At 60.9% G+C, this 18,709-nt stretch carries 13 protein-coding genes; 12 read left to right on the top strand and 1 reads right to left on the bottom strand.

Annotated elements, in window-relative coordinates; translation table 11 throughout:
* The first annotated feature begins 178 nt into the window (after nucleotides 1–178).
* The 3 genes from IB254_RS28150 (at nucleotide 179) to IB254_RS28160 (ending at nucleotide 2,802) form a co-directional block, all read left to right on the top strand.
* Nucleotides 179–706 (top strand): Bro-N domain-containing protein, encoded by a 528-nt coding sequence (locus IB254_RS28150; RefSeq protein ID WP_192420662.1) that lies wholly within the window; start codon nucleotides 179–181, stop codon nucleotides 704–706.
* Between the two features lie 254 nt (nucleotides 707–960).
* Nucleotides 961–1,131 carry a hypothetical protein gene (locus IB254_RS28155; protein WP_177318887.1) on the top strand — a complete coding sequence of 57 codons (171 nt, stop codon included), beginning with the start codon at nucleotides 961–963 and terminating at the stop codon, nucleotides 1,129–1,131.
* Between the two features lie 177 nt (nucleotides 1,132–1,308).
* Nucleotides 1,309–2,802 carry a YifB family Mg chelatase-like AAA ATPase gene (locus IB254_RS28160; RefSeq protein WP_192420664.1) on the top strand — a complete coding sequence of 498 codons (1,494 nt, stop codon included), beginning with the start codon at nucleotides 1,309–1,311 and terminating at the stop codon, nucleotides 2,800–2,802.
* Between the two features lie 5 nt (nucleotides 2,803–2,807).
* Here IB254_RS28160 and IB254_RS28165 read toward each other — a convergent pair whose 3' ends face one another.
* Complete coding sequence (locus IB254_RS28165) at nucleotides 2,808–4,019, bottom strand: aldose 1-epimerase family protein (RefSeq protein ID WP_192420666.1); 1,212 nt, start codon at nucleotides 4,017–4,019, stop codon at nucleotides 2,808–2,810.
* Between the two features lie 266 nt (nucleotides 4,020–4,285).
* Here IB254_RS28165 and IB254_RS28170 point away from each other — a divergent pair, with 266 nt between their 5' ends.
* From IB254_RS28170 to IB254_RS28210, 9 genes are read left to right on the top strand one after another with little or no spacing between them, the layout of a single operon-like run.
* Nucleotides 4,286–5,674, top strand: a complete 1,389-nt coding sequence (locus IB254_RS28170) for an SrfA family protein (RefSeq protein ID WP_192420668.1) — start codon at nucleotides 4,286–4,288, stop codon at nucleotides 5,672–5,674.
* Between the two features lie 17 nt (nucleotides 5,675–5,691).
* Nucleotides 5,692–8,757, top strand: coding sequence for a virulence factor SrfB (locus tag IB254_RS28175; RefSeq protein ID WP_192420670.1), 3,066 nt, complete (start codon nucleotides 5,692–5,694; stop codon nucleotides 8,755–8,757).
* Nucleotides 8,754–11,468, top strand: coding sequence for a putative virulence factor (locus tag IB254_RS28180; RefSeq protein WP_192420672.1), 2,715 nt, complete (start codon nucleotides 8,754–8,756; stop codon nucleotides 11,466–11,468). The genes IB254_RS28175 and IB254_RS28180 overlap by 4 nt, the downstream gene beginning before the upstream one ends.
* 3 nt (nucleotides 11,469–11,471) lie before the next feature.
* Nucleotides 11,472–12,497, top strand: coding sequence for a hypothetical protein (locus IB254_RS28185; RefSeq protein WP_192420674.1), 1,026 nt, complete (start codon nucleotides 11,472–11,474; stop codon nucleotides 12,495–12,497).
* Entirely contained in the window at nucleotides 12,497–14,488 is a 1,992-nt protein-coding gene (locus IB254_RS28190) for a vWA domain-containing protein (protein WP_192420703.1), read from the top strand. The genes IB254_RS28185 and IB254_RS28190 overlap by 1 nt, the downstream gene beginning before the upstream one ends.
* A 10-nt stretch (nucleotides 14,489–14,498) precedes the next feature.
* Nucleotides 14,499–15,200, top strand: coding sequence for an ABC transporter ATP-binding protein (locus IB254_RS28195; protein ID WP_008030527.1), 702 nt, complete (start codon nucleotides 14,499–14,501; stop codon nucleotides 15,198–15,200).
* Nucleotides 15,184–16,407 carry an ABC transporter permease gene (locus tag IB254_RS28200; RefSeq protein ID WP_192420676.1) on the top strand — a complete coding sequence of 408 codons (1,224 nt, stop codon included), beginning with the start codon at nucleotides 15,184–15,186 and terminating at the stop codon, nucleotides 16,405–16,407. The genes IB254_RS28195 and IB254_RS28200 overlap by 17 nt, the downstream gene beginning before the upstream one ends.
* On the top strand, nucleotides 16,397–17,941 hold the full coding sequence (locus IB254_RS28205; RefSeq protein WP_008037965.1) for an SUMF1/EgtB/PvdO family nonheme iron enzyme: 1,545 nt from the start codon (nucleotides 16,397–16,399) through the stop codon (nucleotides 17,939–17,941). The genes IB254_RS28200 and IB254_RS28205 overlap by 11 nt, the downstream gene beginning before the upstream one ends.
* Before the next feature lie 34 nt (nucleotides 17,942–17,975).
* Nucleotides 17,976–18,707: a hypothetical protein gene (locus IB254_RS28210; protein WP_192420678.1), complete on the top strand. Its 732-nt coding sequence runs from the start codon at nucleotides 17,976–17,978 to the stop codon at nucleotides 18,705–18,707.
* The last annotated feature ends 2 nt before the right edge of the window (nucleotides 18,708–18,709 follow it).

Raw genomic sequence — 18,709 nt, forward strand, 5'->3', positions numbered from 1 at the left:
ACAGGCAGGAGCGACTACTCATCAAGGGCCAGGCGGCAACACTGCCGACCATGAGCCCGGATACATTAGCGCAAGCACGCTTTACCGCTCATCGCTCGTGGTTGCAGGAGATGGGCTGACCATACAAATTGTTTGGCGACGATTGCGGGCAGCCCTTTTAGCAAGAGGAGCTGTATCAATGAATAGCGATAATGCCTATCTGATCCCCCACGTCTTCACTCGCCACAAACTCCACCTCCACGCCCTCCTCCTCCAAAACCAACCCTGGTTCAGCGCCCGCGACCTCGGCCGCTTCCTGCGCCTCCACCTCGACGACCGCGCCGTCCGCAAACTCGATCCCGACCAACGCCAGTCCGCACAAATGCTCATCCACGGCAGCATCGAAGATGCCCTGCTGATCAGCGAATCCGGCGTCTACGCACTACTGATCTACCACTACTGCCCCGAACACCGAGCCCTGCGCGAATGGCTGACCCACGACGTAGTGCCAACCCTGAGAGACGCAGAACAATCCACCTCACCCGAACGCCCGAACCTTAGTCTGCTGAACTGGCCGGAAATGTCGCTGAGCTTGCTGCACTGGAATAACCAGCCGTGGATTCGGTTGCAGGATGTTCCAAAAATGTTGCCGAGTGGTGAGCCACTACAAAATCCGGCTAATCACCCGTGGTGGAAAAGAGCTTCAAGAATGCATCACGCATTCTGAAGCCCAAAAAAGGGTCTTCATGAAATCCCGGGAGTACTCGGTCTCTTGTAGGAGTCGGCTTGCTGGCGATGGAAGCACGTGCACCGCGTTGATCCAGACAGCACGCGTTATCGTTAACGACCATCGCCAGCAAGCCGGCTCCTACAGGTTTGGCGTGATTTCACAGGACCGCGAGAAGAACCGAAAAATCCTCACGCTCTTCAGGTAATCATGATTAAAAGTATCAGCTCCGCCACCAGGCACTGGAGGTGTCCATGATCCACAAAAAGCGAAAAGCCAGGCTGTTGCTCATTGTTCAATATCATGCGGAAGCGCTTCGGCTAGCTGGCAATATTTCAGCTAATCAACAACGATTCCTTGACGTCGCCGCGACTCACGGCAAAGAACTTGAGCCTCCGGGCCTGCTTGCCGGAAAAAGAGCCTGAATCTGTCTACCAATGAAACCGCCTGAATGGAGGTTTTTTTGTCTGCCAGCCCGTCCGCTGATGCTTTGCAACACCCTGCGATAATTCGCCCTCCGACCTGCCACGCGAAATCACGCCCTCCCGACTAACCTTAAAAAACCCGCAGGAAGCGGCCCCCGTAAAGCTCAAGGAACGACCATGTCCCTCTCCATCGTCCACAGCCGCGCCCAAATCGGCGTGGATGCGCCCGCCGTCACCGTCGAAGTCCACTTGGCCAACGGCCTGCCATCGCTGACCATGGTCGGTCTGCCCGAAGCGGCGGTGAAGGAAAGCAAGGACCGGGTACGCAGTGCGATCATCAACTCAGGCCTGCAATTCCCGGCGCGGCGTATCACCCTGAATCTTGCCCCCGCTGATTTGCCGAAGGACGGCGGACGATTCGATCTGGCGATTGCCTTGGGGATTCTCTCAGCCAGCGTGCAGGTGCCAACGCTGACACTGGATGATGTGGAATGCCTGGGAGAACTGGCGCTATCAGGCGCGGTGCGTGCCGTGCGGGGCGTGTTGCCGGCCGCACTGGCAGCACGCAAGGCCGGACGCTCGCTGATGGTGCCGCGAGCGAATGCCGAGGAGGCTTGCCTGGCGTCGGGGTTGAAGGTGATCGCGGTGGATCATTTGCTGGAAGCGGTCGCGCACTTCAATGGGCACACACCGGTCGAGCCTTACGTGTCCAACGGTTTGCTTTACGCCAGCAAACCCTATCCAGACTTGAACGAAGTACAGGGCCAACTTTCAGCCAAACGCGCATTGCTGATTGCGGCGGCGGGCGCTCATAACTTGCTGTTCAGCGGACCACCGGGCACCGGAAAAACCCTTCTGGCGAGTCGTTTGCCAGGACTGCTTCCCCCATTGGCAGAAAATGAAGCACTGGAAGTCGCCGCCATTCAATCCGTCACCAGTTGCGTGCCCTTGAGCCACTGGCCGCAAAGACCCTTCCGCCAGCCCCATCACTCCGCCTCCGGCCCGGCGCTGGTGGGCGGCGGTTCGAAGCCGCAACCCGGCGAAATCACCCTCGCCCACCATGGCGTTCTGTTCCTCGACGAACTGCCGGAATTCGACCGCAAGGTGCTGGAGGTTTTGCGAGAGCCGCTGGAGTCCGGCCATATCGTGATTTCCCGCGCCAAGGATCGCGTGAGGTTTCCGGCCCGCTTTCAATTGGTGGCGGCGATGAACCCGTGCCCCTGTGGATATCTTGGCGAACCGAGTGGCAAATGCAGTTGTACACCGGACATGGTCCAGCGCTACCGCAATAAATTGTCGGGGCCACTGCTGGACCGTATCGACCTGCACCTGACCGTCGCCCGGGAAGCCACGGCGCTGAATCCTGCACTCAAACCCGGCGATGACACCGCCACCGCCGCGTTGCTGGTCGCCGAAGCCAGAGAGCGGCAACACAAACGCCAAGGCTGCGCGAACGCTTTCCTTGATCTGCCGGGCCTGCGCAAACACTGCAAGTTATCCACAATCGACGAAACCTGGCTGGAAACAGCGTGCGAACGACTGACCCTGTCGTTGAGGTCTGCGCATCGATTGCTCAAGGTCGCACGAACCCTCGCAGACCTTGAGCAGGTCGATGGCATCACTCGTGGTCATCTGGCTGAAGCGCTGCAATACCGGCCAACCTCCAGCTGATGAAATCACTCCTTCGTCAGATCCACCAACGGCGTCTGCCGAACCTCGGTTTCCCGCCCGCCCTGAATATCACTCACCCGTTTCAGCGCCTGGTCCACAGCGCCCTTGTCCGCCAACAAGCTGTAACTGATCTGAAACTGCTTGTGCTCCTTCGGCGCAATCGTCGGCACCAGCCCCAGCGGCCGCTGATAGCGTCGGTTATAGGAAAAGCTGGTCCCCGGCTCGAGACCGGTGACATAGCCCTGGCCTTGGGTATCGGTGTTTTTCCACAGCGAAAACACGGGCAGCGTTTGAGTGTTAAAGCCGACCGAAACACCCAGGCTACCTGCCTTGTTATGCAACACCGTCAACGTGTCACCCTTGGCGTCGCCATACGGCACCACGTTGTAAACCGTTTCGTCGTAGTCCTTGGTCGGCGCGCGGTAAGTCTGCCAGTCCGGCAGATCGCCTTTGGCCTTGTCGTTGAACGGCGACACCTGTTTGACCGGCGCAACGAAACGCGCGCCCTGCTCCAGGAATGGTGTGCTGAAGTTACTGTGGTACAGCGCCTGATACTCCTTCGGGTAGTCGCCGTTATTGGTCAGGGTATCGTTGAGCGTGAACGCTGCGCTGCCGGGCTCGGTGACCAGCTCGGTGATCACCGAGAAGTCGACTTTCTTGAAGGCCTGTTCTTTCAGCTCGCCGCGCAGGCTGATGGCATAAGGCGGTTTTTCGTCGATGTGCAGCGTGACTGTGCTGGCCGGAATGTTGGCAGCGCGGCCATGCAGGGTCAGCAGTTCGCCGTTGTCGACGCCGGGGTGGCCGACCCATTCGTAGCCGCAACGGGCGACCAGCTCATTGAAACCTTCGAGCCAGCCGAGTCCGCCGCGACCGTTGAGCTCAATGAAGGACGGATTGACCACGTCCTTGACCGGCGAATCCCAGCCCATGCGCACATTGCCGACCGATGCCTGCAGGACGTTCATACCACGGGTCGGCACCACCGAGAGTTTCATCGTGCCGTTATCGATGTCGACGATGCTGACACCCTCCTGCCGACCACCGTGCAAGTTACGAAGGGTCACGGAGAAGGGTTTGTCGGTTTTCACACCGAGTTGCTGGCTGGTGATCTGCCAGTTTTGAGCAGCCTTGTCGCTGTCGAGCAGGACGTAATCCCAAGCCATGGCGTGGGAGGCGGACAGAGCGCCAAAGGCAACGACGAATTTGAGCGGAGTCATGGGGAAGCCTTTCTTGGAGTTGTGCATTTTTTATAGCGCTGATGAAACGATTCAGCAAGCTTAAAAAGCTTACACCCAAGCCTTCCCAAGCCAATTTAAATTGACCCCATGCAACCTCCGCACGCTTACGCTAGTCTCATACGGTTTTGGACCTCCGGATGATTGACGGCGACATCATTATGACATTAAGGTCGCCAGCTAATTGCAGGAGCAAGAACAGACAACTTTGTCTGTCATTTTTGCGCAACAGAACATATGGAGTTTGAATGCGCGGGGCACTATTACGCAGCGGTAAGAGCGGGTCATTCACAGCCCTGGGCGAAACAGGTCAACCGGTATACCGGGCGGCTCTGCAATTGCGCGAAGCCATTCGCCGCAAGAACCCCGAAATGGTCGATCATCTGGCCATCCCTCAAAGCGATGAGCTCGGTAACCAGATCGATTGGTACAGCGGCCTCGACGGCGATGTGATCCCGTGGAGCAGCGCGACCGAAGAAGAGCGCGCCCCTGCCCGCCGCCAACTTGAAGCGCTGAAAACCGCGCTCGAGGAATTGAGCCAGCGTTTCCTGGGCACTGAATCCGGCGAACAGCAGCAAGGCGACAAAGCCGTGTTCGGCAAGCTGCTCAAGCGCGTGATTCATTTCCCCGATGAGAATTTCGTCTACCTGGTGCAAGGCAAGCCGGTGCTGACCTTTTGGGGTTTCGAGCATGCCGGTACCGGCAATCGCGATCCCCTGCACTGCCTCTATCAGGTTCCGCCCGCGTTTACGCTGCCCCCGGTGGTCGAAGCCGCGCCTGTCGTTGCGCCCGTCGTTGCGCCCGTCGTGCCGGTGATTGCTCGTCCGTGGTGGCGTCGCTGGTGGTGGCTGTTGCTGCTGCCCTTCCTGCTACTGCTTTTGTGGCTGTTGCTTGGTCTGCGTGGTTGCGTGCCGATTCCGTTGGTGGCGGTAGACCTGCTGCCTGAGGGCATCGTGCCGGTGGAAAAACAGCTGGAAGAACCGCAACTGACCGGCAATGCCACGACGCTGAACGGCGTTCCGGTGACGGGCACCGTTGTAGGCTCTACCACTGGAACCGGCACCGGTACCGCCGTGACCGAAACCCAAGGAGTGGAAGCGCCGGCGGTCGAGGGCAACGAGGCAGATGCAGCGCCGGCCGACCTGGCCAAAGACCCAGCCAAAGACCCGGCAGCCGAATCGCCCGCCACCCCGCCCGAAAACAAAACCGCGCCGCCGGATATCACATCGCCCGAGGCCGAAAAATCCACCGCCGCAAAACCCGGCCCTCCCCTGAGCATTCCACCGGACGCCGCCGACGGTGCCGCCAAGTTCCTCGACGGTCAGTTCCGCGCCGGCGCCGGTATTCAGGACCGCCGGACCGGCAAACCGCTGCGTCTTGAATACCAGCTCAAGGACGGTAAGGGCGAAGTCACCGTACACCAGGCCGACGGCACGAAATGCACCGGGCCGGTGAGCGCTACTATGAAGGGCGGCAGCCTCGCCATCGACAGCCAGGGCCAGGCCGTGTGCGCCGATGGCAGCACTTACGACATGCCCAAGGTCAACTGCCGCAAAGGGGCGACCACAGTCGCAGACTGCACCGGCGGTTACGGCAAAGAACAATTCCCCATGTCCATGCGGCACGTGGCCGAATAAAAACGGAATAACCCGACATGTTGCCTGAAGTCACCCAATTCGAAGACACCGTCACGCTGGTCAGCGACACCGGCATCCAGTTCATGGATTTCGCCCTGCGCCTGGACCCTCGCAAAGAACCGGCGGGCGAGTTCGCGCCGATGATCAGCGGGTTGATCTGCCGCCTGTCATACAACGAAGAGAAAGACTTCTTTTTCTACGAGCCGGAGCCGGAAAAGGTCGAAAAGGCCAAACCGGCGTTCAGCGTCGACATGAAAAGCAGCCTCGAACTGCTGGACGGTGTCTGGCTGCCGACCCCGTTTTTCCGCTTCATGCCGCCGCACCGCTTCGACGAAGGCCCGACCAACTGGTCGCGCATGCGCCTGGTGAAACTGGCGACGCCCGACATCGACGGCAACACCCATCGCCTGACGATGGCGTTCGACAGCCGCGTGATGCCCAAGCGTGACGGCACCGCTTACCTGGCGCCAAACGAAGAAGACATCAGTTCCGGCGTGTCCTTCAAATTGGCGACCAAGGCCAGCGAAACCCGCTGGTTCCTGGCCCAGCCGTGGGTCAACGAGTGGCTGCTGGAAGTATTCAACGAGGGCAATGCCCACCGCTCGCGCGCAGAGCTGGACACCGACATCCGCGCCAACTATCACCTGGCGCACTACCTCAACTTGCTGAGCCTTCTGAGCAAGCCATCGGCGGCGGAACAGTCGACTGCCCGGCCGAAAGTCGAGATTCCTGAACTCAAAGTGGTGGCCAACGACAGCAATGGCCTGGTCAAACCGATTCCGGTGGACCTGGTGCTGGACGTCGGCAACTCGCGCACCTGCGGCATTCTGATCGAGAACCACGGCCAGGCCGGCTCGGGGCTGAAGCAGAATTACGTGCTGGAACTGCGTGACCTGATCACCCCAGAGCACACCTACAATCAGCCGTTCGAAAGTCGCGTTGAGTTCGCTCAGGCGTATTTCGGCAAGGACCACTGTTCGGTCAAAAGCGGCCGGCATGATGCGTTCCAGTGGGCGACGATTGCCCGCGTCGGCAATGAGGCCAGCCGCCTGGCCAGCCGTCGTCGCGGCACCGAAGGCTCGACCGGGCTGTCCAGCCCGAAACGCTACCTGTGGGACGAAAACGCCTACGGCCACGGCTGGCGTTTCAACTGTTCGTACATCAAGACCGACAGCGAGCCGTACGCCACTGCTGCGCCGTTCTCGCACCTGATCAATGAAACCGGCGAGGCGCTTTACAGTCTTGAAGAAGACGATCGTCTGCCGGTGTTCATGCCGCGTTATTCGCGCAGCTCGCTGATGACGTTCATGCTCGCCGAGGTCCTGGCCCAGGCGCTGTCGCAAATCAACAGCCCGGCCCAGCGCTCGCGCCAGGGTCACACCCGGGTGCCGCGCCAGCTCAACAGCATCACCCTGACCGTGCCGCCGGGCATGCCGCAGGCCGAGCGCAGCATCCTCAACGAACGCATGCAGCAAGCCATCGGCCTGGTGTGGAAAAGCCTTGGCTGGCATGCCGGCGAGGAAGATCCGCATCAGGACCAGGCCGTCAGCCCACGCACGCCGATCCCGAGCATCCGCGTCGAATGGGACGAAGCCTCCTGCGGCCAGTTGGTGTACCTGTACACCGAGGTCAACGAGAACTTCGCCGGGCACCCGGAAGAGTTTTTCGACACCCTCGCCCGGCCGGACAAAACCGACCGTGAACGCATCACCCTGGCGACCATCGACATCGGCGGTGGCACCACCGACCTGGTGATCACCGACTATCGCCTCGACCGCGCCGGCAACACCGGCAGCGGCAGCAACGTGCACATCGTGCCCGAGCAGCGTTTTCGCGATGGCTTCAAAGTGGCCGGCGACGACATTCTGCTGGACGTGATTCAGGACTTCGTCCTGCCGAGCTTCGAAAAAGCCTTGCAGATCTCTGGGGTCAAATCGCCCGTCTCGCTGATGTCGCGGCTGTGTGGCGATGAATCGGTCAGCGCCCAGGACATGATCCTGCGCCAGCAACTGAACCTGCAGGTATTTGCCCCGCTGGGCCTGGCGCTGCTCAAGGCCTACGAGCATTACGACCCGCAAGACCAGCAGGAAGTGAGCACCCAGACGTACCGCCAATTGCTGGGCGACAACGCAATCAGCCAGACCGTGCTCGATTACGTCAATGCCGCCGTGCGTCGTGATGTCGGCAGCCAAAGCGCCTTTGACCTCTACGAATCGTTGATCAGCTTCGACCTGCAAAAGCTCCATGCCGCATTCCTCAACGATCAGATCAACATCACCAAGATCCTCGGTGCGCTGTGTGAAGTGGTCGCGCATTACCCGTGCGATGTCCTGCTGCTGACCGGCCGCCCTTCGCGCCTGCCCGGCATTCAGGCGTTCATCCGCAAGGTGTTGCCGCTGCCACCGGGGCGCATCCTGGCGTTGCAGAACTACCGCACCGGCGGCTGGTACCCGTTCCACAAGAACGGCCTCATCGACGATCCGAAAAGCACCGCTTCGGTCGGCGCGATGCTGTGCCTGTTGTGCGCCAACCACAGTGTGCCGAACTTCTACTTCCGCTCTTCGGCACTCAAACCGTATTCGACGGTCAAAAACATCGGCGTTATCGACCTGAACAACGTGATCAAGGATGCCGACGTGCTGTACCGCGACATTCAGTCCGAAGACTACAAGATCAAGCTGCCGGAAATCGGCACGGGCGACGCCGCCGACACGCCTCAGCTGGAAATGCGCGGCGATCTGCGTCTCGGTTTCCGTCAGCTGGCCGCCGACCGCTGGGCCGCTTCGCCGCTGTACACCTTGCGTTTCACCAAGGCCGGTCGGGAGAAGTTCTCCCGTGCGATCGGTGAAAACGGCAGCGCGCCGCTGCTCAAGGTGCGCTTCGAGGTCAAACCGGCGGACAAGTACACACGCAAACAGGATCTGGTCAGCGACCGCCTCTCGGTACGCAACATCGAATCCAACTGCAGCAACGTCAACTTCAACCCGCGCAGCGACCTCGAGCTGGAACTCAACACCATGCTCGACGCCGGCCTGAGCGAGACCAAGTACTGGCTCGACAGTGGAAGTGTGAAACGCAAATGAATGACCTGACCCCCGATCAACATCAGCTCTCTACCCGTTGGGCCGCTGTTTATGAAGGTGCCGGTCAGGCGCTGGAATGGATTGGCCAGACCCGTGTCAACGCGCCACGTCTGGACAGCGAAGCCGACAACCTGAACATCCGCCTGCATCGCGCCCGCAACCTGGCCCACAGCCTCGGTCGCGTGGCCTGCACGCCGATGACCATCGGCTTTTTCGGTTTGTCCCAGGCGGGCAAGTCCTATCTGATCTCGGCCCTCGCGGCCGGGCAGAACGGCAAACTGGAAACCGATTTCGGCGGCCAGCGCCTGGACTTCATCAAGCACATCAACCCGGTGGGTGGCGGCAAGGAAGCCACCGGCCTGGTGACGCGCTTCAGCCGGCGGGCCACACCGAGCCAGGACCCTGATTTCCCGGTGGAACTGACGCTGTTCAAGGAAATCGAGCTGGCGAAGATTCTCGCCAACTCCTGGTTCAAGGATTTCGACCTTGAACGGATTTCCTACGAGATTGACGAAGAACGCATCCAGCGAGTCCTCAAGCCGTTCGAAGGCCGCGAGACCGGGCCGATGCAGCCGGGTGTCAGCGCCGACGATCTGGTGTCGCTGTGGGATTACCTGCGAGACAACTTCCGTAACTCGGTGAAAAAACTCGAGCACCTGTATTGGCCGAAAGCCTTGCAGCTCGCGCCACGCCTGAATTTCCAGGAACGTGCCGAGCTGTTCGCCATTCTTTGGGGTGAGCAAAGCGAATTGACGCGCGTGTATCAGCAACTGGCCGGCGCACTGCACAAGCTGGGCCTGCCCGAAACTGTATTCGCGCCGTTGAAGGCCTTGGTGAGTTTCGAAAACGACACTTACAGCCAGCGCGACAGCATCATGAACGTCGACATCCTCGAGCGCTTCGGCAGCCCGCGGGACTTGCCGATCGACGTGCGGCCACGCATCGACGGTCGCCTGCAAAACAGCCAGGGCATTCCCGTTGCGCAACTGGCGGCACTCACGGCGGAAATGACGTTCGGCCTGATCGAAGCCCCGGCCGATGACATCGTCAACCAGGTCGACCTGCTCGACTTCCCCGGCTATCGCGGACGCAAGAAGCTGCACGAGATCGCCAACTCCAGCGACCCGGAATCCGCCACCAAGGACAACTCCGTCTCGCAGCTGATTCTGCGTGGCAAGGTCGCGTACCTGTTTGAGCGCTACACCGACAATCAGGAAATGAACGCGCTGGTGGTGTGCACCGGCTCGACCAAACAAAGCGACGTCAACGACGTTGGCCCGGTGCTGACGCGCTGGATCGAAAAAACCCAGGGCGCCGACGCGGCCGCTCGCAGCAAACGCGACACCGGTCTGATCTGGGCATTGACCATGCTCGACCTGCGCATCACCAACTCCCTGAGCCTGACGTCCGATCAGTACGACGAGAGCTGGAACGGCATGGTCAAGCTGACCATGCTGGAGCGTTTCGGCAGCTTGAGCTGGATGAACGACTGGGCCGGCACGCCGTTCCAGAACACCTTCCTGGTGCGTAAACCGCGCATGGACGCGGCATTCATCGTCCAGGACGCCAGCGGCGCCGAAACCGGGATCAACGCCAGTTACCAGGAACGCGTCGATGCGCTGGGCGAAAGCTTTGCGAGCAACGCGCTGGTGTGCAAACACGTCAACAATCCTGCCAACACCTGGAAAGAAATGCTGCGCAACGATGACGGTGGCATCAGTCACTTCAGCGGCAGTTTCAAGGGCGTGGCTAACATCGAATTCAAACTGCAACGCATCCGCGAGCAGCTGGACGAATGCCTTGAAGGCCTGACCACGCACGGCCTGAGCACCTGGTATCACGCCGACGGTGACGGCGCCGCCGCTGCCAAGAAAGCCCAGGCGCAGATGATTCTGTCGACCCTGGGCCGTCGTCCGGCGGTGCTGGGCGAGCTCATCGATCAACTCGACATGCCGAGCGAAGAGGTGCGCGACCTGTACCTCAGCGGCGTGTACGAAACCGATGACGAGCCAGCGGTCAGCGATGAACCGGTCGCCCTGACACCGAGCCAGAGCCTGTACGGTAACGACGCCGGTTTCGATTTCGATTTCGGCGATGACGCCAGCCCCGACAGCACACCGGCCAGCAGCAAGCCCCACACGCCGGTCCCGGAACTGCAAAGCAACGAACACCGTTTTGCCAAAGCGGCCTTCAAGGCCTGGGTCGCGCACTTGCGCGAACTGACCACCCGGCAAAGCCTGCTCAACCTGCTGGGACTGGAAAAGGCTTTGCTCGAAGCGGTGGTCGACGAGCTGATCACTGCCGGTTATCGCCAGGATTTGCCGGGGCAACTGAGCCGCGCCGTCCTCAAGCGTGCCCAGAGCGGTGCGCGTCGCGATCAACTGGTCGAGCGCCAGGTACTGGAAGTACAACGCGTGCTGCGCGATTTCGTGTCCTGGTTCGGCTACCTCCAGAAACCCGTGAGCGAGCGCCCACCTAGCCGGACCGGTGCCAAAGCGCCCTTGTTCTCGTTCTATACCGACATCGGTCCGGGACAAGTACCGGAGCTGCCGCCGCAACCGGCGAACCAGGCGCAACGGTATCTCGGCGACTGGCTTTCGGGCCTGGCCTGTATCACGCAGGACAACGCCGGCCATGGTGCCGGTCGCGAAATCACCCCTGAACAGAACGAACGGCTGGGCCAAGTGCTCACAGCCTTCGCAGCGAGATAAGCAATGCCAATTCGTGTCGACCTGCTCGCCTTAGAGCCCAATGTGCCTGGCCGGGCCTGCCTTACTGTGAAGAAATGGCAGGGTGGCGAAGAACAGCTGGAATTCTCCATTCAGCGTAACCAGGACGGTTTCTACCTCCAGGACCAACAGGCCTGGAGCAACAACCCGTTCTGGTTCAAGGTTTCGCGCTTCACTGTCGCAGCCAGTGGCGAAGCTCTTGAAGCCCAGGTCGGCCCGGAAGTGGTCAACCCGTTGCTGGAAGGCAGCGCCAACTCGCAATTCCAGATCGAACTGCGCGAACAGAGCCTGGGGCATGCCGACAAAGGCGTGGTCCGGCCAGGCGTCGGGCTGTTGCCGTCCACGGCGGGTGGTCAGACGCGCTCGACGTATGGCGGCGCAGATTTGACCGCGCCAGCTGCACCAGCACCTGAGATTCCGGAAATCCCGGAGCTGCCGGAATTGACCTTGCCCACCGCCGAGCCAGAAATCGAACTGGAATCGGTGCCCAACGAACGCGAATACACGCCTGCTCCGCCACCGGTGAAGAAGAGCAACAAAGGCCTGCTCGGCCTCGCGCTTGTACTGGTATTGCTGCTGGCGGCAGCGGCCGGGTTCTGGTTCTACAAACGCACGCCGGCGCCTGCCCCGATGGTCGCGGCCGCCGCACCGGCCGGTGCCGACGCACAAGCCTGCACGCTGGAAAGCATGAACAGCCTGCCCGAGCTGACCTTCGTCCAGACCTGCATCAAGGCGGCACCCGACAGCGCCAAGCTGCTGGAAATCATCAACGAAGCCAAGGCTGGCGAACACTGCGGCGTCGCCCAGCGTCTGTACGCCAACCGTGCCCAGGCCGGTGACGCGCTGATTGCCAATGCCTATGCCCGCGAATACGACCCGAAATACCTGAAGGCCAGCAAGTGCTTCCCGGTAGCGGATAACGCCACCGCGGCCTACTGGTACGAAACGATCCTCACCCAGGACCCGAACAACGCCGAAGCCAAGCAGCGTTTCGAGGAGTTGCAGAAGTGATGCGTTCACCCGTGAGTCGTTTCCTGCTGAGCAGCGCCGCGCTGTTGGCGCTGTGCATCAGCCCGTTGTCCCAGGCTGATGACAAACCGCTGATCCAGGCCGGTAAAAAGACCTTGTTCCAACGCGTGCTGACCACCCCGGGCTGCAAGATCAGCCCGACGGCGGGCGGTGCGGCAGGCGAGGCGCAACCAGTGTTCAGCCGTTTCTACGTGTACGAACGCGCCCAGGCGGCAAACGCCGAGTGGCTGAAAGTCGGCCCCGACAGTTATGGCAAAACCATTGGCTGGCTGCCTGCAAGCTGCACCACCGACTGGAAAATGCAACTGACCCTGGCCTTCACCAACCCGGCCAACCGCGACCGGCTGCTGTTCTTCAAGGAACGCGCCACAGTCGAAGGCATTCTCGATGCGCCGGACCCGGTGAGCAAAGTCGCCCCGCTGCGCGCCACGCTGAAAAAGGGCAAGCAAGCACCCGGCGTGCTGGCCGAAGAACCTGAATACTTCGTCGACCTGCAAAAGCAGTTCTACCTGTTGCCCGTGCTCAGCGGCGAAGAAGTCATGACCGAAGCGGGCTTTCGCACGCGCCTGCTCAATGTCGCATCGGTCAGCAAGCCCGACGAAAAAGACACCAAGGGCGCAGCCGGCAAAAATGCGTCCGGTGGCAAAGAGGCCGAAGACAAGGCCGCCAGCCAACTGAAGGAATTCAGCGCGGCGGTGGTGTTTGTCATCGACTCGACGATTTCGATGGACCCGTACATCGACCGTACCCGCGAAGCGATCCGCAAGGTTTATCAGCAGATCGAATCGCAGAACCTCGGCAAGCAGGTCAAGTTCGGCATGGTGGCTTTCCGTTCCAATACCCAGGCGGTGCCGGGTCTGGAATACACCACCAAGATGTACGCCGACCCTACCAAGGTGAAAGACAGCGCCGACTTTTTCGCCAAGATCGCCGACCTCAAACAGGCCAAAGTGTCGAGCAGCAGCTTCGATGAGGATGCCTTTGCCGGCGTCATGGAGAGCATCGACAAGGTCGACTGGAGCCAATTCGGTGCGCGCTACGTGGTGTTGATCACCGACGCGGGCGCCATCGAAGGTGACGACAAACTGTCGAAGACCGGTTTGAGCGCTGCACAGGTGCGTATTGAGGCTGCCAACCCGGGCGTGGCGATTTACACCCTGCACTTGAAAACCCCGGCCGGGGTCAAGGATCACGCCAAGGCCGAGGCGCAGTACCAGAACCTGTCGACTTACCCAGGCACCAACACCTCGCTGTACTACCCGGTGAATGCGGGTGATGTGCAGGAGTTCGGGCGCAAGGTCGACGCACTGGCCACCGCGATCACTACACAGGTGAAAGCCGCCTACATGGGCGAAGACGCCATCGGCAGTGCGGCGAACGCCAAGCAGGACCCGGCCGAGAAGAAAATGCTCGAGGACGCCGCACTGATCGGCCACGCCATGCAACTGGCCTATCTGGGCGAGAAGAACAACAGCAAGTCCCCGCCGGTGTTCAAGGCGTGGATCACCGACCGTGACCTGATCAAGCAGAACATCCCCACCACCGACGTGCGGGTGTTGCTGACCAAGTCCCAGCTCAGCGACTTGAGCGACGTGATGAAGAAGATTCTCGACGCTGCCAACGAAGGCCTGATTTCGCCGACGGAAATGTTCGACCGCCTGCGCTCGGTGGCCGCGACCATGGGCGCCGATCCGAATCAGCTCAAGCAGAACAGCAACGCCAAACTGGCGGACATGGGCGTGCTCGGCGAGTACCTCGAAGACCTGCCGTACCAGAGCGAAGTGCTGAACCTGGATGAAGATACCTGGAAGAGCTGGGACGGTCTGGCGCAGGAGAAATTCATCCGTACGCTCAACACCAAACTGCGGCACTACCAGCGTTACAACGCTGACGTCGACCGTTGGGTGGCGTTGGCCAAGGACAGCGATGCGCGGGACAACGTGTACCCGGTGCCTCTGGAAATGATGCCTTAACGAGACGCCCATGCTCGATATCAGGAACCTGCTGGTGCGCCGTGGTGAAGGCGCGCTGGCCCATCACGTGCGCCTGCCGCACTTGCAGATCGGCGGCGGGGAAATCCTCGCCATCACCGGCGAGAGCGGCAGCGGCAAAAGCACATTGCTTGAGGCCATCGGCCTGCTGCTGGCGCCGGTCGAGCTTGAGCGCTTTCGCCTGGGCGCAACGCAGGATCAGGACATCGCCCGATTGCTAGCCACGGATGATCAACCGGCTTTGGCGGCGGTGCGTTCGCGGCACCTGGGGTTCATTTTGCAAAGTGGCGGCCTGCTGCCGTTTCTGAGCGTGCGCGACAACATCAGCCTGCCGCGCCGTTTGCTCGGCATGTCGGCACACAGCGCGCACATCGACCACGCGGTTGAGGTATTGCGCCTGCAAGGACTGCTGGATAAAAAGCCGCAGGCGTTGTCGATCGGCGAACGCCAGCGCGTGGCCTGCGTTCGCGCCATTGCCCATGAACCGCTGCTGCTGTTGGCGGACGAACCGACCGCCGCGCTCGACCCGCACAGCGCCCGGCGCCTGTTTGAATTGCTGCTGAGCCTGGTGTCGAGCATGGGCCTGAGTGCGCTCGTGGTATCCCATGACTGGGCCTTGTTGAAGGATTTCGGCTTGCCGCGACTCGGCGCTATCAGCCGCCAGGGAGAGACTCTGTTTGAACCGATGGACTGACCGACTGCGCCTGCTGGGCACCCTGGCCCTGCAAGACCTGTGGCACGACCGCAAGGTGTCGCTGTGCATCGCCGCGTCATTGGTGGCGGTGATCGCGCCGTTGCTGCTGCTGTTCGGCCTCAAGCACGGGGTGGTCAGCCAGTTGCAGGACGAGCTGCTGCGCGACCCGCGCAACCTTGAAGTGAAGATGCTCAGCAACGGCAACTACGACAGTGCCTGGATCGAGCGTCTGCGCCAGCGACCCGAGACCGGTTTTGCCCTCGGCCAGACCCGTTCGCTCAACACCCAGGCGGATTTGCTGATCGGCATGCAACGCTTCGTCGAAGGCGCGGAAATCATCGCCACCGAGCCCGGCGACCCGCAACTGAACCTGCCGCAACTCAACCCCACCGGCGATCAAGTGATCCTTAGTGCGCGCGCCGCGCAACGCTTGCAGGCCAAGGTCGGCGATCGCGTGCAACTGCGCGTGCTGCGTCGACTGGAAGGCGTGAATGAGCGCGGCGAGATGACATTGAGCGTGCTGGCGATTCTCGATGGCGCCCGTTTCGGCCGCGCCGCCGGGTTTGTCGCCCCGCCGTTGCTGCTGGACCTGGAGCGCTTTCGCGATGGCTATCAGGTCAGTGCGTTCGGCATCACCACCGGCAAGCCTCTGGGTGATCTGCAACCGCTGTATGCCCGCGCCCGCGTGTATGCAAACGACATCGACCAAGTGGCGCCGCTGGAGCGCTGGCTCAACGAACAACACATCGAAACGTCGAGCCGACTGGCCGACATCGACAACGTCAAAGCCATCAACCATGTGCTGGGGCTGATCTTCGGTGTTATTGCCCTGGCGGCATTGATTGGCTGTGTGGCGTCGATGGTCGGCGCGTTCCTGGCCAACATCGACCGCAAGCGCAAAAGCCTCGCGGTCCTGCGCCTGCTGGGGTTCAAGCGCACGGCTGTCGCCGGTTTCGTGGTCGTGCAAGCGCTGTTGCTGAGCCTGGCCGGCTACCTCGGCGGATTGGGGTTTTACGCTGTCGGCAGTCATCTGTTCGACTACTTGCTCGGCAGCAGCCAGGCCACCGGCACCTTTGTCTGCCACATCACACTCTGGCATGGCCTCGCCGCCCTGCTTCTGACCTTTCTGGTCGCTACACTGGTGGCCGTGATCGGCGCCGTGCGAGCCATCAGCATCCAACCTGCGGAGAGTCTGCGTGAGCTATAAACGTTTTGGCTTGCTGTTGCCCCTGAGCCTGGGCTACTTGCTCGACGCTTCGGCGGCGGGCTGGGAAGAGAAGTATTACAACCCGATGCCCGAAGCCAGCGACGTCGTGTTGCCGATGCCGTGCGAAGGCTCGATGGTGTTTCGCAAGGTGTTCATTCCGGTCACCGGACCGCTCGACGACTACCCGATCAACATCGGTCAGGACGGTGCGGAATACGGCTATGTCGAACAGACTCGACCGACGTTTATCGCCGGCAGTTTCACCGGCGCCAAGAACGACAAATCCCGCTACTACCTGATGGCCAAGTACGAGATGAGTCAGTTGCAGTACGCTGCCCTGACCGACGAAACCTGCCCCACCGCCGCGACCAAGATGCGCCTGCCGCAAGTGGCCGTGAGCTGGGTGCAAGCCGTCGAAGCGGCTGACAAGTACAACCTGTGGCTGCGCAAGAACGCCGCCGGCAAGCTGCCGAAAGAAGACGGCGCCCTGGGCTTCCTGCGTTTGCCGACGGAAGTCGAGTGGGAGTTCGCCGCGCGCGGTGGCCTGGAAGTCGGTGCGGCGGAATTCCGCGATACACGCTACCCGATGCCCGACGGCATCAACGCTTACGAGTGGTTCGCCGGGGCGCAATCTTCCAACGGCAAACTGCAGTTGTCCGGTCTGCAAAAGCCCAATCCGCTGGGCCTTCACGACATGCTCGGCAACGTTGACGAAATGATGTTCGAGCCGTTTCGCCTGAACAAACTCGACCGCCAGCATGGCCAGGCCGGTGGCTACGTCGTGCGCGGCGGCAATTACCTGACCGCCCAGGCTGACCTGCGCACCGCGTTGCGCAAGGAAGAGCCGTACTACAACGCCGAAGGCCAGGTGAAAAACAAAACCACCGGCCTGCGCCTGGTATTGGTCTCGCCGACCCTGACCTCTCGCGAACGCGTGGCCAGTATCGAAAACAGCTGGAAGAAACTCGGCACCGGCAGCAAGGAAACCGAATCCGCTGACAAAGGCACGGTTCAGTCGCTGAACACGCTGGCCTCGGGTGTTGAAGACAAAGCGCTGAAGGAAAAACTCCAGGCCCTGGAAAACCAGCTGCGCGCCAGCAACCAGCAGCAGGAAGAAACCCGCGACCAGGCGATTCGCGCCAGCCTCAATCTGGGTGCGTTCCTGTGCACCAAGATGCTCGACGACGGCCAGTACGTGGATTTCCTGCAGAAAAACTACAAGCTCAATTGCGAAGCCGCCGAAAAGGACGCCAGTTGCGACATGCGCAAGGGCAAGCTCGACGAGCAGAAGGATCGCCTGCACAAACTCAGCCGTTACTACGCCAGCAGCCTGGTGGAGTCGGCGACGTTGTACGGTCAGCCGTTGCTCGAGGCACAGGTTCCGGTGATGGAAGAAATCATCACCCGCAACAAACAGCTTCAGGACCTCAAACCCTACTTGCGCACGCACTGGGCGAATCAGAAGACCTTCCTGCAAAAACAGAAGATCGACACTGACGCCTGGCTGACCAGCTGCAAGACCGTCACTCAATAACAACACGTCAACACCGTCATCGAGGAGTTTCACCATGTCGCGCAGCCTTTGGACTCGCTTCAAACTACAGATCGCATTCGTCGTTGCCGGCAGCCTGTTGCTGACTGGTTGCGCCAACACCGGCAGTTCGATGCTCGGCGGCAGCGAAGGCGCAGACCCGCGCCTGACCCAAGGCAATGACGCGGAGTTCTTCAGCAAGTCCGGTTACCAGGCCTGCGCCGTCGGCGCCGGTGTCGGCATCCTCGGTTGCGCGCTGTCCAACAGCAGCAACAAGGCCGTCTGCGCCATCGCCGCCGGTATTACCGCGTGTGGCGTGGCCATGGGCGCGAACTATTATCTGGATCAACGTCGCAGCGAATACGCCGACACCTCCACCCGTCTGGCGAAGATGAACAGCGAAGTCGAGCAAGACACGCGCAATGTGATTGCCCGTACCGAGACCGCTCAGCAAGTGATCAAGGATGACCAGGCGCGTATCGCCAAGATCAAACAGGATATCGCCAGCAAAAAGGTCGACAAGACCAAAGCCCAGACGCAAATCGCCGAGATCGACAACAACATCGCAATCTTGCGCAAAGACCTCAGCAACATGCGCAACAAAGTCACCGAGTACAGCAAAGTGGCCAATGCCGAACGCGCACAAGGCTCCAGCGCCGAGATGAAGCAGGTGGATGTGAGCATTCTGAAAATGAACGAGAAAGTCGCTGCCTTGCAGAAGGAAGTCGACGGTCTCTACAGCCAGCGCTCCGCAATCACTCTGGGTTAAGC

This window comes from Pseudomonas sp. PDM03 (assembly GCF_014852385.1).
Classification (GTDB): Bacteria; Pseudomonadota; Gammaproteobacteria; order Pseudomonadales; family Pseudomonadaceae; genus Aquipseudomonas; species Aquipseudomonas migulae.

Coding starts and splice junctions, on each gene's coding strand:
- IB254_RS28160 (WP_192420664.1), top strand. CDS start 1,309: ATGTCCCTCTCCATCGTCCACAGCCGCGCCCAAATCGGCGTGGATGCG.
- IB254_RS28195 (WP_008030527.1), top strand. CDS start 14,499: ATGCTCGATATCAGGAACCTGCTGGTGCGCCGTGGTGAAGGCGCGCTG.
- IB254_RS28165 (WP_192420666.1), bottom strand. CDS start 4,019: ATGACTCCGCTCAAATTCGTCGTTGCCTTTGGCGCTCTGTCCGCCTCC.
- IB254_RS28155 (WP_177318887.1), top strand. CDS start 961: ATGATCCACAAAAAGCGAAAAGCCAGGCTGTTGCTCATTGTTCAATAT.
- IB254_RS28185 (WP_192420674.1), top strand. CDS start 11,472: ATGCCAATTCGTGTCGACCTGCTCGCCTTAGAGCCCAATGTGCCTGGC.
- IB254_RS28180 (WP_192420672.1), top strand. CDS start 8,754: ATGAATGACCTGACCCCCGATCAACATCAGCTCTCTACCCGTTGGGCC.
- IB254_RS28170 (WP_192420668.1), top strand. CDS start 4,286: ATGCGCGGGGCACTATTACGCAGCGGTAAGAGCGGGTCATTCACAGCC.
- IB254_RS28190 (WP_192420703.1), top strand. CDS start 12,497: ATGCGTTCACCCGTGAGTCGTTTCCTGCTGAGCAGCGCCGCGCTGTTG.
- IB254_RS28210 (WP_192420678.1), top strand. CDS start 17,976: ATGTCGCGCAGCCTTTGGACTCGCTTCAAACTACAGATCGCATTCGTC.
- IB254_RS28175 (WP_192420670.1), top strand. CDS start 5,692: ATGTTGCCTGAAGTCACCCAATTCGAAGACACCGTCACGCTGGTCAGC.
- IB254_RS28150 (WP_192420662.1), top strand. CDS start 179: ATGAATAGCGATAATGCCTATCTGATCCCCCACGTCTTCACTCGCCAC.